Genomic DNA, 18,282 nt, shown 5'->3' with positions numbered 1-18,282 from the left:
ACCCTGCAAGGCCCTTTCGCCAGTCGGCGTCAGCCGTTCATATCAAACAATGTCGTCAACCACACCACCGTCTACCCGCAGCGCTGCGCCTGTCGTAGCAGACGCCTGAGGTGAACAGACGTAGACGATCATGTTGGCGACTTCTTCAACCGTTGCCGCCCGCTGGATGATCGAGCTTGGCCGGTGCTCCTGGATGAACGCCTTGGCAACCTCGTCAAGGGATTTGCCAGTCCGCTCCACTTCGCTTTGCATCATGCCTGCAACCCCGTCGGACAACGTCGGGCCCGGCAGCACACTGTTGACGGTCACACCGCTGCCCGCGACCCGCTTTGCCAGGCCGCGCGCCAACGCCAGCTGTGCGGTTTTGGAGACGCCGTAGTGAATCATGTCCGCCGGGATGTTGCGTGCAGACTCAGAGGATACGAACACCACCCTGCCCCAGTGCTTGTCTACCATCGCCGGCAACAATGCGCGGCTCAGACGCACACCGGACATGACGTTGGTCTGCCAGTAGTTGTCCCAGACATCGTCGTCGGTTTCGAAAAAATCCTGGGTGCCGTAGATACCGGCATTGTTAACCAGAACGTCGATCTGCCCCGCACCCTGCACCAGTGTCTGAACGCCGTCCGGCGAGCCGAGATCTGCGGCCACGCCCGAAACGGTAGCGCTTGGGACAGCGCTTTTCAGTCTGGCGACGGCGTCATTGACCGAGCCCTCGCTGCGGCCATTGATCACCACTTCTGCGCCGGCCTCGGCGAGCCCTTTGGCAATCGCGAATCCGATCCCACTGGTGGAGGCGGTCACCAGCGCACGCTTGGTATTCAATTCGATTTTCATCATGTCTCCATCAATAATGGACGGGCATAGCCCCGATTGGGACTTCTACAGACTGTAGAAGCAATCCACCACTGTAGAGAATTGAGCCAGCGGGATAAATCTCGATTCGGGAGAGGGATTAACAACCGCCGGTTTCAAAACACCTCCGGGTTCACCGCCTCTTTGCCGAATGTGTGCAGCGCGAAGTCCAGAAAACTGCGCAGCTTGGGCGTCAGCCGTCGATCGGGCGCGTAAAGAACATGCAAGGGGCGAGAGGGAATCGGATAAGTCGGCAGCAGTGGCACGAGGTCGCCTCGCAGTAACGATGCCCGTACCAGTTCCACCGGTTGCAACAACACGCCCAGACCTGCCAGCGCGGCACACAGAAGCGGCTCGCCATGATCGGCCATCAAACGACTGTTCACCGGCACGATCACTTTGCCCTCCGGCCCGGCGAACGTCCAATGGGTCCGTAACTCAGTGTGGGAAAAGCCCAGGCACTCGTGGTCCTGCAAGTCCCATGGCGTATGTATGGCGGGCTTGTCGCGCAGGTACGATGGCGCCGCGCACAGCATCAGTTGATAAGGTGCCAGGGGACGCGCAATCAGGCCACTGTCGGACAACTGACCGACCCTGAAGACAACGTCAAAGCCTTCGTCGATGACGTCAACGGCGCGATTAGCCAGCGTCAACTCGACGCTGATCATGGGATTGGCCCTCATAAAATCAGGCAGTCGAGGTGCCAGCGACTGCATGCCGAAACTGACCGGCGCGTTGACCCGCAGTTGGCCTGTGGGCGTGGCCTGAATCTCGGCTGCCATATTTTCTGCGCTTTCCACCTCCGCAAGAATGATCTTGCAGCGGTCGTAAAACGTGCGACCAAAGTCGGTCAGGCTCTGACGTCTGGTCGTACGATTGAGCAACCGCACGCCCAAGTGCTGCTCGAGGTGCAGGACATGTTTGCCCACCATCTGCGCCGACATTTGCAGCGAATCCCCGGCAGCGCTGAACGAGCCCGTTTCGACTGCCCTGACGAACGTCGCCATACTGCTAAGCCGATCCATTAAAAATGATCCGTTTCGAATGTGACGCCATTTTCAGTATTTATCGCCCTGCACTTCAAGCCCTATTCTGGACGCACCTATTTTCCCCAAGGTGAAACCAGGCAGTACATGAGCATCAACCTCACAGGTTGGTGCAATACGTCGGTATCCATCTTCAAACGACTGCAGGCACTCCTTCTTGAAATACCCCTTGAACGCCATACCGCTTAACACCCTCCTCGGCGAAGACTTTTTCTTTCCCCACGAAATCATGGGTCAGCCCTTCCGCACCTCAGACTTCGAAGACCTGAGCCTCAGCAGCTTTGTCACGAGCGATGGGGTCAATCTCGCTTATTGGGAAGCAGGGGAAGGACAGCCGCTGATTTTCATCCCTGGCTGGTCTGCCAATGGCGCCATGTATTTCCACCTGATGCACATGCTGAGCAAGCACTACCATGTCTACGTGCTGGACGTGAGGAATCAGGGCCTTTCAGAACGGGTCAATTCGGGCAATCGAATTTCCCGGTTTGCGATGGACGTGAAACAGTTTGCGGATCACCTGGGGCTTTCCCAGGCCCACTACTGCGGCTGGTCGATGGGCGCCTCGGTCATGTGGGCCTACATCGACCTGTTCGGGACTCAAGGTATCCAGACGCTGAGCATCATCGACCAGGCGCCGTCGGTGTATTGCCATGCCGACTGGAGCGAGGAGGAACGTGTTCAGGCTGGCGCGTTCACCACCTCGCCCGAGCGCATGATCGCATCCTATACACAAGGCACCGCCACCAACATGCTCGTCTCCGGAAGCCGGGTACTGGAACGGGCCATGGCCATGGAATCGCCCTACTTCCATAACGTGATCAGTCTGGTGCAGGCAGCGGTGAACGATGACATGGCCTTCACCGCGCAGGTGTTGTTCGATCACGCCACCAATGACTGGAGGGATGTAATCCGCACCAAGATCGATGTGCCGACGGCGATCTTTACCGGCGAGCACAGCGACTGGCTGGAGAGCCAACGCTGGATGAGTTCGGTGATCCCGGATTCGGTGCTGCATGTGTACACGAAGGAAGAGCAAGGCGATCACTTCCTGGCCTTCAAAAATCCGCAAAAATTCGCGGCGGATCTGCGCGGCTTTATCGAGCGATAAGTCGCTCCCCAGACCACTTGACCCTGTCGCCAGGGTCAACGCTTAACGGCCAGTCGAGGTCATGACTGGACGCGGAACGTGTTACTCCCACGATGGCTTGGCGAATCGCTCCGCCAGAAACGTGATGAGCGCACGCACCTTGGCGGGCAGATGTTTACGCGTCGGGTAGACCGCATAGATACCCAGCTCGACCGAACGAAACCGAGGCAGGATTTCGATCAGGTCACCTCGACGCAGATCATCCGCCACCATAAAGCTTGGTTGCAGCGAAACGCCTCCGCCGGCCATGGCAATGGCCCGACAGGTGTCCCCGTTATTGCACCGCACCACTGAACGGGTGATGACGGTTTCCAGGCCGTGGGGCCCTTCGAATTGCCATTCATTGCCGCTGGCATAGTTGCTGTAGGCAACGGCGCCGTGCTCCGCCACATCTGACAATTCGCGGATGGGCGCATGGTTGCTCAGATAGGCCGGCGACGCGCACAGGCACATCCGGGTGCTGGCCAGGCGTCTGCCCACCAATGAAGAGTTCTCCATCCGTGCGATCCGCACAGCGACATCAATGCCTTCATCGACAAGGTCCACCAGACGATCGCTCAGGCTGATCTCCAACTCGACCTTGGGATAGGCCTTCATGAAATCGGCCCAGACCGGCGCCAGGTGCAACACGCCAAAACTGACCGGGGCATTCACCCGTAGCACGCCGCTGGCCTCTGGTGAAGCAGACGAAACCGCGTCCTCAGCCTCGTCCATCATCAACAGGACTTCACGCGCCTGGAGATAGAACTGGCGGCCCTCGTCCGTCAACGAAAGCCGCCGGGTCGTGCGGTGTAAAAGCCTTGCGCCCAGCCGCGCTTCAAGCCCGCTCACGTAGCGGGATATCGCCGCCTTGGACATGCCCAGTGGCTCGGCCGCGCCCACAAAGCTGCCTTTATCGACCACGGTGCAGAACACCTGCATTTCCAGCGCACGATCCATGATTGTCTCACTATGCGGAACTATTCATCACATTTAGCCCGGTTTATCCCAGTAGGGCAATCTATAAACTGAGCCCATCGAAACGCAACTCAACTCAAAACGAGGCACTTATGAAAATTACATTGATTGGTACCGGCAACATGGGTTCGGCATTTGCGAAACAGCTTTCGGCTGCAGGCCACACCGTTCGGGTCACTGGACGTGACATTGGCAAGGCACAGGCCCTGGCTGATCAGTTCGCCAATGTCAGCGCTCACACCGCATCTGAAGCACTGAACGACAGCGACGTGGTTGTCCTTGCAACCGCTTACCCGGATGCCGCTGCAGCGCTGCAAAGCCTGGGCGATCTGAGCGGCAAAGTCATCATCGACATCACCAACCCTCTGAGCGCCGACTTCATGTCGCTGACGGTTGGCCACGTGACCAGCGCCTCGGAAGAGATCGCCAAGTCCGTGCCACAGGCCCATGTCGTGAAGGCGTTCAACACCCTGTTCGCTCAAGTGCTGGCCGACGGTCCCACGTTCGCCAACGACCAGACCGGCAGCGTGTTTGTCGCCAGCGACAGCGAGCGCGCCAAGCAGACGGCCATCGCATTGGCCCGCAGCCTGGGCTGGAACACGGTGGATGCCGGTGGTCTGGTCAACGCTCGCTACCTGGAGCCTTTGGCAGGTCTGAATATTTATCTGGGCTATGGCGCAGGTCTGGGCACCACCGTCGCCCCGGTCTGGCTGAGCAAGTAATACCCACGTCATCAAACAGGAGTCGTCATGAACACCTTATTCCCACTGCTCTTTGTGTCTCATGGCGCTCCCTCGTTCGCCATGGAACCTGGCCTGGCAGGCAAGAACCTCACTGCGCTCGGTCAAGCAATGCCGCGACCTGACGCCATCGTGATCCTTTCTCCGCACTGGATGACCCGCGATCACGTCAGTGTCACCGCCAGTACTTTTCCAAAGACCATTCACGACTTTGGCGGCTTTCCCGACGCGCTGTATGAGTTGTCCTACCCGGCACCCGGTGCGCCAGAGTTGGCGAGCCATATCGTGGAGCTGTTGCAAACGGCCGGTTGGGACTCGCGGCTGGACGCGAACCGCGGGCTCGATCATGGCGCCTGGGTACCCCTGCGCTACCTGGCGCCAGACGCCGACATACCGGTGGTTCAGGTCTCCATGCCCGCATCACTCGATACACGCAGCGCCTGGAAACTGGGCGAAGCCCTCAAGCCGCTGCGCGAGATGAATGTGTTGATCGTGGCGTCAGGCAGCCTGACCCATAACTTGTACGAATTCCGTGGGGCAACACCCCATGGGGCCGATTACGTCAAACAGTTTGCAGCCTGGACGGCCCAGACCCTGCAAGCGCGAAACTTCGATCAATTGCTCGATTACAAGCAATTCGCGCCTTCCGCCCAGCGGGCGCACCCGACCGATGAACACTTTCTGCCCCTGTTCATAGCGCTGGGTGCAGCGGGCGAAACGTATCAGACGCACGTTCTGGAGGGGGGCATTACCCACGGCGTACTGGCCATGGACAGTTACCTCTTCACGTTACCCGTTAACGAGCCGTCCACATCCCTTCAACCCCTAAAAGGCGTGGCATAACCTCATGCAGACCATCAGTTTTTCAGATCCGGCACGCGAGGCCGAGTCGGGTATTTTCTTCCGCAAGGCGTGCAACAGCGTTAGCCCGAAAGGTCGTCTGCTGCTGCTCCATGGCGTGGGCTCGAACGAAGCGAATCTGGCATCTCTGGCAACTTCGCTGCCTGAAGACATTGAAATCCTCTTGCTGCGCGGCCCGTTGCAGCTTGGCCCCCAGGGTTTTGCCTGGTATCAGGTCAACTTCACCAGCAACGGCCCGTCTTTCAACCAGCAGCAGGCCGAAGCCAGCCGACAGCTGTTGATCCAGTTCATCGAGGCTCTCCCTGCGCTGCCTACCGTGATTGCAGGTTTCAGTCAGGGCGGAATCATGAGTTCCAGCGTTGGCGTCACGCAGCCGGAACTGGTGGCGGGTTTTGCACTGCTGAGCGGAAGGATGCTGCGGGAAATCGAACCGCTGATCGCTGCGCCAGAGCGGCTGAAAACGGTCTCGGCCTTCATTGCGCACGGACATCAGGACAACGTCCTGCCGGTTGATTGGGCCCACGAAGCCGATGCATGGCTGAGCCGGATTGGCGTGGAACACCAGACGCATTTTTACGACATGGCTCACGAGATCGTACCGCAAGAGCTGGCGGATTTTTCCCGCTGGCTGACCCAGACACTCTCGCTTTCCAACTGACAACGACCCATCAAAAAAGGACTTCATCATGATTGATTCACGCACTGCCCCTTACGCAGCACTGGTTATGCGCCTGGCCTTGGGCGTCATGTTTCTCGCCCATGGCCTGACCAAGGTATTGGTCTTCACGCCGGCGGGCACCGTAGGCTTTTTCGAGTCCATCGGCTTCCCCGGCTTCCTGGCTTACCCCGTCATGGCGTTTGAAGTCATCGGCGGCTTAATGTTGATACTCGGCGTGTATACCCGCCTGGTGGCAGCACTCGCTGTTGTTCAGCTGTTTGTCGCAGCGACCGTGCATTTCGCCAACGGCTGGAGCTTTACCAACCCGAATGGCGGCTGGGAATACCCGATCTATCTGGCTGTCACGGCGCTGGTCGTAGCGTTGCTCGGCGAAGGTGCCTTCGCTGCAAAGCCGTCCAGGGCCTGACGAACCCGATGCAGTTGCGCACCGAAGTGCTGCAGCTGCATCGCAACGTCTGAATGGCGGCACCCATGATGCACCGGGTGTTTGCTTCACTCCCCCTTCACCCTGGAAGCTCCGTGCTCCTTTGGCCAAGGTGAAGTTTTAGCGCCCTCACGGGCGCTTTTTTTGCTCAGGCGCCTGAGTGAAGCCTCGAAAGAGCGTGGCGTCACTTAGATATATGCACGTACCACGCTTGGCGTTTCAAGCCGCCTTACCTGCTGGGTATTCAGGCCAGTCGGGCGACCATGAATTCCACGAAGGCGCTGATTTTGGGCAGGGATTGACGGCTTGAGGGCCAGAGAATGCTGACCGTTCGGTGATCACGCAGATACCCTTCCAGGACAGGGACGAGCAGTCCCTCGGCCACGGCGCTTTCAACAAAGAAGTCCGGCAGGCAAGCGATGCCCCGGCCTGCCAGCGCCATGGCGAGTAAAGGCTCAATGGCGTTTGCTGTCGCCGTGGCCGCCACGTCAATGCTGCGTTCATCCTCCTGCACCACCAGCGGCCAGGGATCGAGTTTGCCACTGGTGGGGTAGCGATAGCGCAAGCAGGAATGAGCGCCCAGTTCGGATGGATGCGTCGGGGTGCCTTTTTCATCAAGGTACAACGGCGACGCCACCAGCCGATGGCTGTAGCCCTTGAGCCTGCGCATGGTCAGCCGCGAATCTTCCACCTCACCGATGCGTATGACCGCATCAAACCCGTCCTCGATAACGTTGACCAGACGGTCGCTGAATTCAAGCTCCAGCTCGACTTCGCCGTAGGCTTGCTGAAACGCGATCAGGTGCGGCATCAGGCTCATGCCCAACTGTGGCAAACCGATCCTGAGTTTGCCTTGAGGCTTGCCGGCAGCCTGGGAGAGCTCGCGCTTGGCGACTTCAAACTCAGAGAAAATCCGCCGGCAGCGTTCCAGAAACAGCTCGCCCTCTGCGGTCAAGGTGACCGCCCGTGTCGACCGGTGGAAAAGCCTGACACCGAGCTCCGCCTCAAGCCGGGCCACAGCCTTTCCCACTGCCGATGAGGACACGCCAACACGACGCCCCGCCTCGGTAAAACTGCGGGTTTCCGCAGTACGGACAAACGCGCCCAGCGCCCCAAAGTGATCCATTGCGCGTCTTCCTATTTAAGCTTTCTGTTCCGTAATGATCGGAATTCTAGCCTATTTTTCGCCAACGGAATTACCGATATAGTCTTCGTCATCAGCATTTATCGCTCAAATCCGGGTGCCGCCTAACGGCCATCCATCCATTCGGGAAGCCGTCCATGTCTTCTGTATCCCCCACCGAGGGGCTTTCATCGCAACTCCAGCTTCACCCCGGTTATTCGCGCGTGTTTGAACCGGGCCATTTAACCTTCGGCTTCATCGCGCCGCTGGAAAGCTACCCCGACAGCCCCGGACCGACCTTGCAGGATCATGTCGCCATGGCGCAAAAGGCTGACGAAGCCGGCTTTGCCGCCATCTGGCTGCGGGACGTGCCGTTCTGGGACCCGAATTTCGGGGACGTCGGCCAGATCCTTGACCCGATGATCTATGCCGGCTATCTGGCTGCCGTGACCCGCCAGATCACCATCGGCACTGCGGGCATCGTGCTCCCGTTACGCGACCCACTGATCGTCGCCAAGCAAGCCACCAGCGTCGACCAACTGCTGGGCGGTCGATTCATCATGGGCGTCGCCACCGGTGATCGCCCTACCGAGTACCCGGCCTTCGGCATCGATTTCGACAGCCGTGCGGCGCGCTTTCGCGATGCGTTTGCGTTGATCCGCACGGTAACGGAACAGTCGTGGCCGCGGCGCTCGACCGAGTTCTACGGGCAATTGGACGGTGCGATCGATCTGGTTCCCAAACCCGTGGGTCCACGGATTCCCACCATTGTCATCGGCCAGTCAGGCCAGTCGCTGGAGTGGATTGGGGAAAACGCCGACGGGATTCTTTCCTACATTTCCAATCCTGCGCTGGTCGCCCAGGTCACTGAGCGCTGGCGTATCGCTTGCGGCGTAAATGGCTACAAGCCCTACGGCTACGGCACGCTGTTTGATCTGGACCGTGACCCCAACTGTCCGGTGCAGCCAGGCCGCGTTTTGCGTGCGGGCCGCAATGCGTTGATCGAACTCTGGAAGCGCCAGGAGGAATTGGGGGTGGGCCACGTTGCCTTGCACTTCAAGCCGCAACGCCGCCATGCCGCCGAGGTCGTGGACGAGTTGGGGGAATATGTACTGCCGCACTTCCCGACGCGTACCTCACCCCTTCACCCGCCCCACGGGAGTGCTTCTCGATGAAACTCGATCTTCACCATATGGATTTCATCTTTCAGACCGCGCTGGGGACTTACCCGCTGGCTGCGCAGTGCGAGATGCTCGCCGAGAACGGCTACCAGGGCCTCACGATGTCGGCATGGAGCAACGATCTCAAATCGATCCCGCTTATCAAGCCCACATGGGGCCTGGATGTTGGCGCGATCTATCTGATCTACCGCCAGGGGTTGGAGTCGTTCGTCACACAGATTTTCGAATCGGTCGAAGGCTGCTCAACCATCGAACTGGCTTTGCATTCCGGCGAAACCGTCACCGACCTGGACCGACGGATGCTTGAGCATCTGCTTCCCATCTGCGAGCGTCGCGGTCTGAAAATCGCGCTCTATCCCCATGCACGGTATGGCATGCAAACCACGTCGCAAGCCGTGGCGCTCTGCGAGGAGTTCAACCACCCGCTTCTAAGCATCGTGTTCAACGGTTACCACTGGTACGCCACTCAGGAGAAATTGCTGGAGCAACGGCTTGACGCGGTGTGGCCATGGCTACACCAGGTCATTATCGCCGGAACCAGACGCTCCCCCCTGGGTTGGGGCGGCCTGGCAACCATCGAGCCGCTGGATGAGGGCGAGATGGACAACTTCGTGCTCATGGGTGCGCTGCTGCGCCGCGGCTTCAACGGCCGGGTGGGTGTGCTGGGCTGGGAAAGCATGGGAGGCGATGTGTACGGCAATCTGCATCGATCCGAGAAGGCTTTCCGCTCCATGGAGCAAAGGTTGGCGGCCCACCCCGAATGGGCCGTGCTGAACGAGCTGCCTTACTAGGCGCAGGAGCGATTCAATGACTCATTCCATTCATGCCCTGGACTCGTTCTTCTACTCGTCCATGGGCGTTTACGCGTTCCAGAGCCAGTGCGAGATGCTCGCAGACCTGGGCTATGACGGGATCACCGTCTCTGCATGGAGCGGTAGCCCGCTGACTGATCTGACGCTGCTCCCCCGCGTCAGGGAACAACATGGCCTGAAGGTCGAGGCGCTCTACCTGGTGCTGCACGAAGGCCGCAATGACCACGTCTTGAGGCGGATCATCGAGTCAGTCGAAGGCGTGGAGCTGATCGAACTGGCGGTCCAGACCTCAGTCAACGGCAGTCCAGCGATCCTTCGGTTTATCGAGTCCTTGCTGCCCATCGCCGAGCGGCGCGGGTTGCGCATCGCGCTTTATCCGCACCTGCACCACGTGACGCAAACCACCACGCAGGTCGTGGAGATCTGCGAGCACTTCAACCATCCACGCCTGGGCGCCTCTTTCAATGCGTACCACTGGTACGCCAGCCAGGAAGGCAAACTCCAGGAACGGCTTGACGCCATGAAACCCTGGCTGATGCAGGTCGTGACCTCTGGCAGCGCACTGTCGCAGCTGGGCTGGGGCGGCGTTGCAACCATGGAGCCGGTAGACCGGGGCGAGATGGACAATTTCGCCGTGCTCGCGGCACTGGACCGCATCGGTTACACCGGCAGTATCGGTGTGCTCGGCTGGGACTACGGTGGCGATATCTACCTTAAATTGCAGCGCTGTCTGGTCACGCTTCGAGACATGGACCGCAGGCTGGAGAAGCATTTGAACTGGGCAGACTTTCCGTTGAAGTAATCACGCTCTCTGCCCTCCCCTTGAGCCCACAACCAGGAATATGCAATGACAGCGCTTTCGGTTCTTGACCTGATGATGATCGGCGAAGGCAAGACCTTCGCCCACACCCTCGCCGATGCCGCCACTTTGGCACGTAGCGTCGAGCGCAGCGGTTACACACGATACTGGGTCGCGGAGCACCACGACCTGCCCGGTATTGCCTCGGCAGCGACTGCGCTGCTTATTCAACACCTGGCTGGCGCTACCCAAAACCTGCGTGTCGGCTCAGGCGGCATCATGTTGCCCAACCACTCGATGCTAAGCGTCGCGGAACAGTTTGGTACGCTGGACACCTTGTTTCCAGGGCGTATTGATTTGGGCGTAGGGAGAGCGCCGGGCTCGGCGGGGCCGGCAATTCGCGCCCTGCGTGGTGATTCGTCGGAACGGGATTTCACCCAGGACATACGTCAGTTGACCGACTACCTGGCGGACGACGGCCGCCAGCCTGTGCGTGCGATTCCGGGCAATCACAGCGTGCCGATCTGGCTGCTGGGCTCCAGCCCCAACAGTGCAGATCTGGCGGCGAAACTGGGGCTTCCCTACGCGTTCGCCTCGCATTTCGCACCGCGGTTTCTGATGGATTCAATCGCCCACTACCGCGCCACATTCAAGCCCTCGGCCATGCTCAAGCAACCCTACGTGATTGCCGGCGCCAATGTCTTTGCAGCAGCAACCCGTGCAGAAGCGCAGTACCACGCCAGCTCTCATCAGCAATGGGTGAGCAGGCTGTATGCCGGCAAGCCAGGGCTGCTGCCACTCCCCGAAGAAGGTTACATCGAGCGGCTCTCAGAGTTGGATCGACAGACCCTGACGCAGACCATGTCCTGTACCGCTGTTGGCGACAAAGACGATGTTGGCAGTTGGCTGCGGCAGTTCATCGCCACGACCCAGGCTGACGAAGTGATCATCGATGCGAGGATTCATGATCCCGATGCACGGTGCCGCTCCTATCAGCTTGCCGCTGAATCCATCGCAGACCTGCTGGACTGATTCGACAAAAAGGACAAACCGTGTCATCGCATTCAGAAGAAGACTTGCCACTGGTGCCCCCGGATTTCCAGGTTTCAATCCGCGCCATCGCTCACCCCGTCAGGCGTGAAATCCTGCAGTGGCTCAAGGAGCCGTTGCGGTATTTCCCAGATCAGGAGTACGGCCAGCACCTTGGGGTGTGCATCGGCCAGATAGTGCTGCGATGCGATCTCCCCCAATCAACTGTTTCCAGTCACCTGGCACTCCTCAAGGCTGCCGGTCTGGTGGAACAGCGCAAATCCGGGACTGTGCACTTTCTCCGGCGCAATGAAGCCTGCATTCGCAGCTTGGCAACCCTCGTGAGCAGGCAACTGCAGGCTGAATGAAACAGGCGCAAATCCGCGCCTGCGGCATCTCGACACAGACAGATCTATATACTCCCCGCCAGTATCTGCATATACTCCCCACCAGTACCTAGACATACCCCCTGCCAGTACCTGTGTAAAAATGCTGTCCGAGTCCACACCTGGAGAACATAGATGCCACATTCACCTGCTGAGAAGAAACGCGTACTGGGAAGGGTGAGACGTGTCAGGGGCCAGTTGGATGCCTTGGAAGCAGCGCTTGAAAAAGGCGCTGATTGCGGGCCGGTCCTGCAACAGATCGCCGCCATACGCGGCGCCGTCAACGGTCTGATGGCTGGCGTGCTGGAAAGCCACCTCAGAGAAGAATTCACTAATTTGGTAGAAACGACCGAGGCGCAGCGCTCGTCGATTGATGAAGTGGTTTCTCTGGTGCGCACGTACCTGAAATAGCTGCGACTCAATCTCGACGGCGTTGACTCCCCTGTTCAACAAACATTATTCCCAGGAGAAAGCCCTATGAAGTCTCGTGCTGCAGTTGCGTTCGAAGCGGGTAAACCGCTTCAAATCGTCGAGATTGATGTTGCACCGCCCCGCAAAGGCGAGGTGTTGATCAAAATCACCGACACCGGCGTTTGCCACACCGACGCGTTCACGCTGTCCGGTGATGACCCGGAAGGTCTGTTCCCCGTGGTCCTGGGCCATGAAGGCGCAGGCATCGTGGTTGAAGTCGGCGAAGGCGTCACCAGCCTCAAGCCGGGCGACCACGTCATCCCGCTCTACACCGCCGAATGTGGCGAATGCCTGTTCTGCAAGTCCGGCAAAACCAACCTGTGCACCGCCGTGCGCGCGACCCAGGGTAAGGGCGTGATGCCAGACGGTACCTCGCGCTTCTCTTACAACGGCCAGCCGCTGTATCACTACATGGGTTGCTCGACGTTCAGCGAATACACCGTGGTTGCCGAAGTCTCGGTGGCCAAGATCCACCCGGATGCCAACCCTGAGCACGTCTGCCTGCTGGGCTGCGGCGTGACCACCGGTATTGGCGCGGTGCACAACACCGCCAAGGTCCAGCCGGGTGACACCGTCGCCATCTTCGGTCTGGGCGGCATTGGCCTGGCAGCCATTCAGGGCGCCCGTCAGGCAAAAGCCGGTCGCATCATCGCCATCGACACCAACCCGTCGAAATTCGAACTGGCCCGCTCGTTCGGCGCCACCGATTGCGTGAACCCGAAGGACCACGAGCAGCCTATCCAGCAAGTGATCATCGAGATGACCGGCTGGGGCGTCGATCACTCTTTCGAGTGCATCGGTAACGTTCACGTGATGCGCGCAGCACTTGAATGCGCCCACCGCGGTTGGGGCCAGTCGATTGTCATCGGCGTTGCCGGTGCCGGTCAGGAGATCTCCACCCGTCCCTTCCAGCTGGTCACCGGTCGTACCTGGAAAGGCTCGGCATTCGGCGGCGTAAAAGGCCGTAGCCAGCTGCCGAAGATGGTTGAAGACTCGATGAAAGGCGAGATCGAACTCGCCCCGTTCGTGACCCACACCATGCCGCTGGAACGCATCAACGAAGCGTTCGACCTGATGCACGAAGGCAAGTCGATTCGTACGGTCATCAAGTACTGACGTCTCACCGCTGCGCTGGGGCATTTTCCACAGCGCTCGGTCCAAATCACACATAGATCTGGAGATCCATAATGAGCAACGTAAAACTGCACCCTTCGCTAGACAACGGCATCAAACCCGCCGCCGCCGGCTTCGATGGCGGTACCCTGCAGTGCCTGTGCGCGAGCAACAAGGTCGAAGTCAAGATCGACGCTCAGACCCTGCACAACCACGCGTGCGGTTGCAGCAAATGCTGGAAGCCTGAAGGCGCGAAATTCGCTGTCATCGCTGTCGTTCCACGCGACACCGTCAGCGTGACCGCCAACGCTGAAAAACTGGCCATCGTTGACGAAAGCGCCACCATCCAGCGTCACGCCTGCAAAGAGTGCGGCGCGCATCTCTACGGTCGCATCGAAAACACGGGCCACGCGTTCCACGGTCTGGACTTCGTGCACACCGAACTCTCGCCTCAGACCGGCTGGGCTGCTCCAGGCTTCGCCGCATTCGTGTCGTCGGTCATCGAAACCGGCACCCCTCCGGCCGAGATGGACGGCATCCGCGCGCGCTTCAACGAGATCGGCCTGCCTACTTACGACTGCTTGTCTCCAGCATTGATGGATGCCCTGGCCACTCATACCGCCAAGCAAAACGGCGTGCTCTGACCGACCGGCTTTATCACTGATTTGCAACTCGCAAAAAGTCGATAACACTTTTAGTTATCTGGCGCACCTGCTCGTCCGCTTAATGCGAGCCAGTGGGTGCACTTTTTTATCACGCACTGTTAGACATTAATAATGTCGAAACTCAAACAGCACTAAATACAGGGTATCCGTGCAAATCCTATTAAGTTTTGCCGTCATTATCAGCTTCTAATACAGCATCTTGATTACCGCGCAGGCCCGGCGTAAGACTGATCGCATCGTCACGTCTGCTCATCGGCAAACACCCTTTAACTATACGCCAAGACGCGCATTCTAGAGCCGTCGAGGCCTTTTACCGTTCGTCGTCTCCAGCCTTTCTTCTTGAACGATACCTCTAAATAAGCGCACTAAATCTGGCGTATACAAACGCAACAAACATTCAATCTTAGGAGAACTAATGAAAGCCATCATTTACAACGGTCCTCACGACGTCAGCGTTCAAAACGTTCCCGATGCAAAGATCGAAAAAGCAACTGATGTCCTGGTCCGAATTACCACGACCAATATTTGCGGTTCTGACTTGCACATGTACGAAGGACGCACCAGCTTCGAAACCGGCAGAATCCTGGGCCACGAGAACATGGGTGAAGTCATCGAAGTGGGCGCCGCAGTTGACCGCGTGAAAGTAGGCGATATGGTCTGCCTGCCGTTCAACATCGGTTGTGGTTTCTGCGACAACTGCGAGCGGGGCCTGACGGGCTACTGCCTGACCGTCAACCCCGGCAGCGCCGGCGGTGCCTACGGTTTTGCGGACATGGGCCCTTACCAGGGTGGCCAGGCTGAACTGCTGCGCGTGCCCTATGGCGACTTCAACTGCCTGGTGCTCCCTGAGGACGCCAAGGAGAAAGAAGACGACTACGTCATGCTCTCGGACATCCTTCCAACGGGCTGGCACGCGACTGAATTGTCCGGCTTGTTACCCGGTGAGAGCATCGCTATCTACGGCGCAGGTCCGGTCGGACTGATGGCTGCCCATTCAGCGATGATCAAAGGTGCGTCACAAGTCTTCGTCGTCGACAGCCATCCAGACCGCTTGGCACTGGCGGCCAAGCTGGGCGCTACGCCGATCAACACCTCACAAACGCAAGCCGTGGAGCAGATTCTGAATCTGACTAACGGCAAAGGCACGGACCGTGGCTGCGAATGCGTGGGTTATCAGTGCTGCGACAAGCATGGCCATGAAGCCAATCACGAGACCATGAACAACCTGGTGGCCTCCACCAAGCCAACGGGCGGTATCGGTGTCGTGGGTGTTTTCGTGCCGCAAGACCCGAACGCTGCAAGCGATCTGGCGAAGGAAGGCAAGATGGCCTTCGACTTCGGTTCGTTCTGGTTCAAAGGTCAGCAGATCCGTACTGGCCAGGCCAACGTCAAGGCGTACAACCGTCGTCTGGCCGAGTTGATCCACCATGACCGCGCCAAGCCATCGCAGATTATCTCCCACAGCCTGAAGTTGTCTGAAGGCCCGGAAGCCTACAAGCAATTTGATGCGCGGGCGGACGGCTGGACCAAAGTGGTACTCAAGCCTTCGGCATAACCTCCCGCACAATCAGTTGAGGTACCTTGACGCTGGCACCTGATTGACGCCTGGTGGGTGATCCGTGCAGACAAAGCTCTCGCTTTTAGCCGGATCACCGCCACGAAATTCAGGTAGCGCGGGGTAGGCACACACAGGGCGCTCTTTGACAGGCGAGCCGTCCTCAGCCGGTTGACGGGCGATAAGGACCGAAGGGGCTTTACCTCCTTCGGTCCATGCCACGAGCGTCATCAGCGCATCGTTACGGACGGTGGGAGGCACCGCCGACGAAAACGGCTGACCTATGTCGGTCACGCCCGGCCCACCCACGCAGTGGCCCATGCCTGGCACAAGAAACAGTCGCGCAAAATCCTCTTCTCCTTCTCCTTTCGCTTTTCCAGTGCTGGCGACCACGCGATCGTAGTAATGAACGACCTCAGCAAACGGCACCGCCGGATCAGCAAGGCCGGTGTACATCAGCAACTTGCCCCCTCCCCTGGCAAATGTAGAAAGGTCCGCAGCATTGGCATTGAGTGTGCTTGAGAGCTGCGCATCCAGGCGGTCGAGGTCATGGTCAAAATCAAAGCGCCGCGGTTCAAAGCCCGTGCCCAGACTCCAGTTGAACAGATAAAATTGCTCCTTGGGCCACGCGGCAGGATCACCCTGCGCGGCAGGACCTAGCGGCTGATCTTCACTGCCGACGGTGAGTCCTGCGTAGATGCGCTCGCCCGTGCGCGGATTCACCGGCCCGGCGTAGAGCCTGCGCACCGTATCGATCTGCTTCGAGGTCAGGCATTGATCCGTCGCGGAACCTGCGTCGCAGGTCGGGAGCTTCGCAGGGTCGAAGTGGCACTGCCGAGGATCGGTGAGAAACTGATCGCCCGGAGCGCCGCCATCTTTCCCGGCGCAGCTGGCGATGACGGCCTTGGAGACCGTCGACCATTGCCCTGATGAGAGCTTCGCCTCAGGGGAGGCATTCAGCGCCGCGTAATTCCACAAAAAGTAACTGGCGACGTGGGTTCGATTGTTGCCCGGGTCACCGGCCAGAATGCCGTCGTAATCATCCGGGTAACGCTGTGCATTGCTCAGTGCCTGTTGGCCACCGGTCGAGCAGCCTTCGAAATAGGCACGAAACGAGTGTTCGTTATAAAACGAGGTCACCAACGACTTGGCGATTCGGGTCATTTCGTGGGTTGCCCGGTAACCGAAGTCAGTCCAGCGCTCAGGGTGGTCAATCGTGAGATTGATATCAGGCGCCGTGCCCATGTCGGTGTTGGTCACGGCAAAGCCACGTTTCAATCCCTCGATCATGCCCATTTCATAAGCGATCGCGCCGGCGCCGCCGCCATTGCCCGTCCCCAGTAGCCGTCCGTTCCAGTGCTGAAGCGGCAACCAGACTTCGATGCCGATTCGGCTGTCCGGTGTCGGCGTTGCCAGCACCTGCACCCGGCAGAAGGCCGGCAGCGAGCTCATGCGCTGGGCGAGCGGCGAACCCGAGGGCGCTCGCGCGACGTTGAATGCCCCTGCGGCGACGGGCTCAACCGCCAGAATGCGTCCGCCCGTCAACGCTTTGGCCGCAAGCGCTTCACAGGCCTGCGGCGTCAGATTCGGTTGCGTGGGTGTGGCGGCCTGCGGGGCCGTCGCTATCGACAGCCCCGCCGTCAGCAATCCGTAAAGTGCCAGGTCTCTTGTGCCGATCAACATTGAAATACTCATAAAGGTTAACGTGGCGATTGCTAACAGTGACCAAATGATACCTGCGAGGCAGCCGTCACTATGGTGGCAGGCAATAACTGATACAAGCGCTCTTGAGGCGCTGGAGAACCATTTGCATGGCCAGAAAATGCAAGGAAGATTCAGACAGAACCTACCCGATGCTGCTGGACGCGGCGGAACAGGTGTTCAGCCAGAAGGGATACGCCAGAGCGACCTTCCATGAAATCGCTGAACAGGCCGGGCTGTCCCGTGGCGCGATCTATTGGCACTTCAGCGCCAAACATCAGTTGCTCGATGCCGTGCTGCGTCGTGCCCGATTGCCATGGGACGGTCTGCCGCAGCAGTTTTCCTCGCTGGAACAATGCCCTTCGCTGAGCGACCTGGGCCAGACCTTTGCCAAAGGCCTGGCCACCATCGTCGGTGATCCCAGCTTGCAGCGGGTCACTCTCATCTTGCTGCTTCGCACAGAACTGGTGAGTGATAACCATCCCGTCCAGGACCGACTCACCGCCATACACGAGCGCATCAAACGCTACCTCGTCGCGGCGTTGAGTTGGCGCTACCACAACCCTGACGGAAGCCCCCATGACAACATTCCTGCCGCGGCGACGGCGGTAAAGGCGTTGCTTGTCGGGACCGTCATGGGTTGGCTGCTCAGCCAGACCGAAATAGACCTGGTCCCCCTTCCGCGAATGGTAGAGCTACTGATCTCAAATTTTGTCGACGGGTGACGCGCATCTGTCG

20 protein-coding genes are annotated in these 18,282 nt (G+C 59.1%); 15 read left to right on the top strand and 5 right to left on the bottom strand.

Annotated features, from left to right (window positions below; genetic code table 11):
• Window positions 1–42: 42 nt before the first annotated feature.
• Entirely contained in the window at window positions 43–837 is a 795-nt protein-coding gene (locus OKW98_RS14890; protein WP_265385438.1) for an SDR family NAD(P)-dependent oxidoreductase, read from the bottom strand.
• Window positions 838–971: 134 nt separating this feature from the next.
• Entirely contained in the window at window positions 972–1,880 is a 909-nt protein-coding gene (locus tag OKW98_RS14885; RefSeq protein WP_265385437.1) for a LysR family transcriptional regulator, read from the bottom strand.
• Window positions 1,881–2,058: 178 nt separating this feature from the next.
• On the opposite strand from OKW98_RS14885, the gene OKW98_RS14880 reads away from it, so the two are divergent.
• The gene (locus OKW98_RS14880) at window positions 2,059–3,009 is read left to right on the top strand and encodes an alpha/beta fold hydrolase (RefSeq protein WP_265385436.1); all 951 of its coding nucleotides are present in this window, start codon (window positions 2,059–2,061) and stop codon (window positions 3,007–3,009) included.
• A gap of 81 nt (window positions 3,010–3,090) precedes the next feature.
• Here the strand turns inward: OKW98_RS14880 and OKW98_RS14875 are convergent, their stop codons facing one another.
• Window positions 3,091–3,987, bottom strand: coding sequence for a LysR family transcriptional regulator (locus OKW98_RS14875; RefSeq protein WP_265385435.1), 897 nt, complete (start codon window positions 3,985–3,987; stop codon window positions 3,091–3,093).
• Window positions 3,988–4,097: 110 nt separating this feature from the next.
• Between OKW98_RS14875 and OKW98_RS14870 the strand changes: the two genes are divergently transcribed.
• From OKW98_RS14870 to OKW98_RS14855, 4 genes are read left to right on the top strand one after another with little or no spacing between them, the layout of a single operon-like run.
• A complete protein-coding gene (locus OKW98_RS14870) occupies window positions 4,098–4,727 on the top strand; it encodes an NADPH-dependent F420 reductase (protein ID WP_265385434.1) in 630 nt (209 codons plus the stop codon).
• A 27-nt stretch (window positions 4,728–4,754) separates the two neighbouring features.
• Window positions 4,755–5,588, top strand: a complete 834-nt coding sequence (locus OKW98_RS14865) for a DODA-type extradiol aromatic ring-opening family dioxygenase (protein ID WP_265385433.1) — start codon at window positions 4,755–4,757, stop codon at window positions 5,586–5,588.
• A gap of 4 nt (window positions 5,589–5,592) precedes the next feature.
• Complete coding sequence (locus OKW98_RS14860; RefSeq protein WP_265385432.1) at window positions 5,593–6,264, top strand: alpha/beta hydrolase; 672 nt, start codon at window positions 5,593–5,595, stop codon at window positions 6,262–6,264.
• A gap of 28 nt (window positions 6,265–6,292) precedes the next feature.
• Window positions 6,293–6,691 (top strand): DoxX family protein, encoded by a 399-nt coding sequence (locus OKW98_RS14855; protein WP_265385431.1) that lies wholly within the window; start codon window positions 6,293–6,295, stop codon window positions 6,689–6,691.
• A gap of 262 nt (window positions 6,692–6,953) precedes the next feature.
• Here OKW98_RS14855 and OKW98_RS14850 read toward each other — a convergent pair whose 3' ends face one another.
• On the bottom strand, window positions 6,954–7,835 hold the full coding sequence (locus OKW98_RS14850; protein WP_265385430.1) for a LysR family transcriptional regulator: 882 nt from the start codon (window positions 7,833–7,835) through the stop codon (window positions 6,954–6,956).
• Window positions 7,836–7,990: 155 nt separating this feature from the next.
• On the opposite strand from OKW98_RS14850, the gene OKW98_RS14845 reads away from it, so the two are divergent.
• The 9 genes from OKW98_RS14845 to OKW98_RS14805 all read left to right on the top strand — a co-directional run bounded on the left by OKW98_RS14845 (window position 7,991) and on the right by OKW98_RS14805 (window position 15,843).
• Complete coding sequence (locus OKW98_RS14845) at window positions 7,991–9,007, top strand: LLM class oxidoreductase (protein ID WP_265385429.1); 1,017 nt, start codon at window positions 7,991–7,993, stop codon at window positions 9,005–9,007.
• Window positions 9,004–9,804, top strand: a complete 801-nt coding sequence (locus tag OKW98_RS14840; RefSeq protein WP_265385428.1) for a TIM barrel protein — start codon at window positions 9,004–9,006, stop codon at window positions 9,802–9,804. Before OKW98_RS14845 ends, OKW98_RS14840 begins: the two co-directional genes overlap by 4 nt.
• A gap of 16 nt (window positions 9,805–9,820) precedes the next feature.
• The gene (locus OKW98_RS14835; protein WP_265385427.1) at window positions 9,821–10,627 is read left to right on the top strand and encodes a sugar phosphate isomerase/epimerase family protein; all 807 of its coding nucleotides are present in this window, start codon (window positions 9,821–9,823) and stop codon (window positions 10,625–10,627) included.
• Between the two features lie 45 nt (window positions 10,628–10,672).
• The gene (locus OKW98_RS14830) at window positions 10,673–11,656 is read left to right on the top strand and encodes an LLM class flavin-dependent oxidoreductase (protein WP_265385426.1); all 984 of its coding nucleotides are present in this window, start codon (window positions 10,673–10,675) and stop codon (window positions 11,654–11,656) included.
• A 20-nt stretch (window positions 11,657–11,676) separates the two neighbouring features.
• Window positions 11,677–12,021, top strand: a complete 345-nt coding sequence (locus OKW98_RS14825) for an ArsR/SmtB family transcription factor (protein ID WP_416147211.1) — start codon at window positions 11,677–11,679, stop codon at window positions 12,019–12,021.
• Window positions 12,022–12,174: 153 nt separating this feature from the next.
• Window positions 12,175–12,450, top strand: a complete 276-nt coding sequence (gene frmR, locus OKW98_RS14820) for a formaldehyde-responsive transcriptional repressor FrmR (RefSeq protein WP_265385425.1) — start codon at window positions 12,175–12,177, stop codon at window positions 12,448–12,450.
• Window positions 12,451–12,516: 66 nt separating this feature from the next.
• Window positions 12,517–13,626 (top strand): S-(hydroxymethyl)glutathione dehydrogenase/class III alcohol dehydrogenase, encoded by a 1,110-nt coding sequence (locus OKW98_RS14815; protein ID WP_133775298.1) that lies wholly within the window; start codon window positions 12,517–12,519, stop codon window positions 13,624–13,626.
• Between the two features lie 71 nt (window positions 13,627–13,697).
• The gene (gene gfa / locus OKW98_RS14810; RefSeq protein WP_265385424.1) at window positions 13,698–14,267 is read left to right on the top strand and encodes an S-(hydroxymethyl)glutathione synthase; all 570 of its coding nucleotides are present in this window, start codon (window positions 13,698–13,700) and stop codon (window positions 14,265–14,267) included.
• Window positions 14,268–14,703: 436 nt separating this feature from the next.
• Complete coding sequence (locus OKW98_RS14805) at window positions 14,704–15,843, top strand: glutathione-independent formaldehyde dehydrogenase (protein ID WP_265385423.1); 1,140 nt, start codon at window positions 14,704–14,706, stop codon at window positions 15,841–15,843.
• 12 nt (window positions 15,844–15,855) lie between these two features.
• Here OKW98_RS14805 and OKW98_RS14800 read toward each other — a convergent pair whose 3' ends face one another.
• Window positions 15,856–17,538, bottom strand: a complete 1,683-nt coding sequence (locus OKW98_RS14800) for a tannase/feruloyl esterase family alpha/beta hydrolase (RefSeq protein WP_265385422.1) — start codon at window positions 17,536–17,538, stop codon at window positions 15,856–15,858.
• A 116-nt stretch (window positions 17,539–17,654) separates the two neighbouring features.
• Here OKW98_RS14800 and OKW98_RS14795 point away from each other — a divergent pair, with 116 nt between their 5' ends.
• Window positions 17,655–18,269, top strand: a complete 615-nt coding sequence (locus tag OKW98_RS14795; RefSeq protein ID WP_265385421.1) for a TetR family transcriptional regulator — start codon at window positions 17,655–17,657, stop codon at window positions 18,267–18,269.
• Window positions 18,270–18,282: the final 13 nt, after the last annotated feature.

Origin of the sequence: Pseudomonas sp. KU26590, from assembly GCF_026153515.1 — a bacterium.
GTDB lineage: Bacteria > Pseudomonadota > Gammaproteobacteria > Pseudomonadales > Pseudomonadaceae > Aquipseudomonas.
This window is presented reverse-complemented; position numbering and strand designations above follow the sequence as displayed.

Coding starts and splice junctions, on each gene's coding strand:
- OKW98_RS14885 (WP_265385437.1), bottom strand. CDS start 1,880: ATGGATCGGCTTAGCAGTATGGCGACGTTCGTCAGGGCAGTCGAAACG.
- OKW98_RS14890 (WP_265385438.1), bottom strand. CDS start 837: ATGAAAATCGAATTGAATACCAAGCGTGCGCTGGTGACCGCCTCCACC.
- OKW98_RS14855 (WP_265385431.1), top strand. CDS start 6,293: ATGATTGATTCACGCACTGCCCCTTACGCAGCACTGGTTATGCGCCTG.
- OKW98_RS14795 (WP_265385421.1), top strand. CDS start 17,655: ATGGCCAGAAAATGCAAGGAAGATTCAGACAGAACCTACCCGATGCTG.
- OKW98_RS14835 (WP_265385427.1), top strand. CDS start 9,821: ATGACTCATTCCATTCATGCCCTGGACTCGTTCTTCTACTCGTCCATG.
- OKW98_RS14860 (WP_265385432.1), top strand. CDS start 5,593: ATGCAGACCATCAGTTTTTCAGATCCGGCACGCGAGGCCGAGTCGGGT.
- OKW98_RS14875 (WP_265385435.1), bottom strand. CDS start 3,987: ATGGATCGTGCGCTGGAAATGCAGGTGTTCTGCACCGTGGTCGATAAA.
- gfa (WP_265385424.1), top strand. CDS start 13,698: ATGAGCAACGTAAAACTGCACCCTTCGCTAGACAACGGCATCAAACCC.
- OKW98_RS14870 (WP_265385434.1), top strand. CDS start 4,098: ATGAAAATTACATTGATTGGTACCGGCAACATGGGTTCGGCATTTGCG.
- OKW98_RS14815 (WP_133775298.1), top strand. CDS start 12,517: ATGAAGTCTCGTGCTGCAGTTGCGTTCGAAGCGGGTAAACCGCTTCAA.
- OKW98_RS14805 (WP_265385423.1), top strand. CDS start 14,704: ATGAAAGCCATCATTTACAACGGTCCTCACGACGTCAGCGTTCAAAAC.
- OKW98_RS14830 (WP_265385426.1), top strand. CDS start 10,673: ATGACAGCGCTTTCGGTTCTTGACCTGATGATGATCGGCGAAGGCAAG.
- OKW98_RS14850 (WP_265385430.1), bottom strand. CDS start 7,835: ATGGATCACTTTGGGGCGCTGGGCGCGTTTGTCCGTACTGCGGAAACC.
- OKW98_RS14845 (WP_265385429.1), top strand. CDS start 7,991: ATGTCTTCTGTATCCCCCACCGAGGGGCTTTCATCGCAACTCCAGCTT.
- frmR (WP_265385425.1), top strand. CDS start 12,175: ATGCCACATTCACCTGCTGAGAAGAAACGCGTACTGGGAAGGGTGAGA.
- OKW98_RS14840 (WP_265385428.1), top strand. CDS start 9,004: ATGAAACTCGATCTTCACCATATGGATTTCATCTTTCAGACCGCGCTG.
- OKW98_RS14800 (WP_265385422.1), bottom strand. CDS start 17,538: ATGAGTATTTCAATGTTGATCGGCACAAGAGACCTGGCACTTTACGGA.
- OKW98_RS14865 (WP_265385433.1), top strand. CDS start 4,755: ATGAACACCTTATTCCCACTGCTCTTTGTGTCTCATGGCGCTCCCTCG.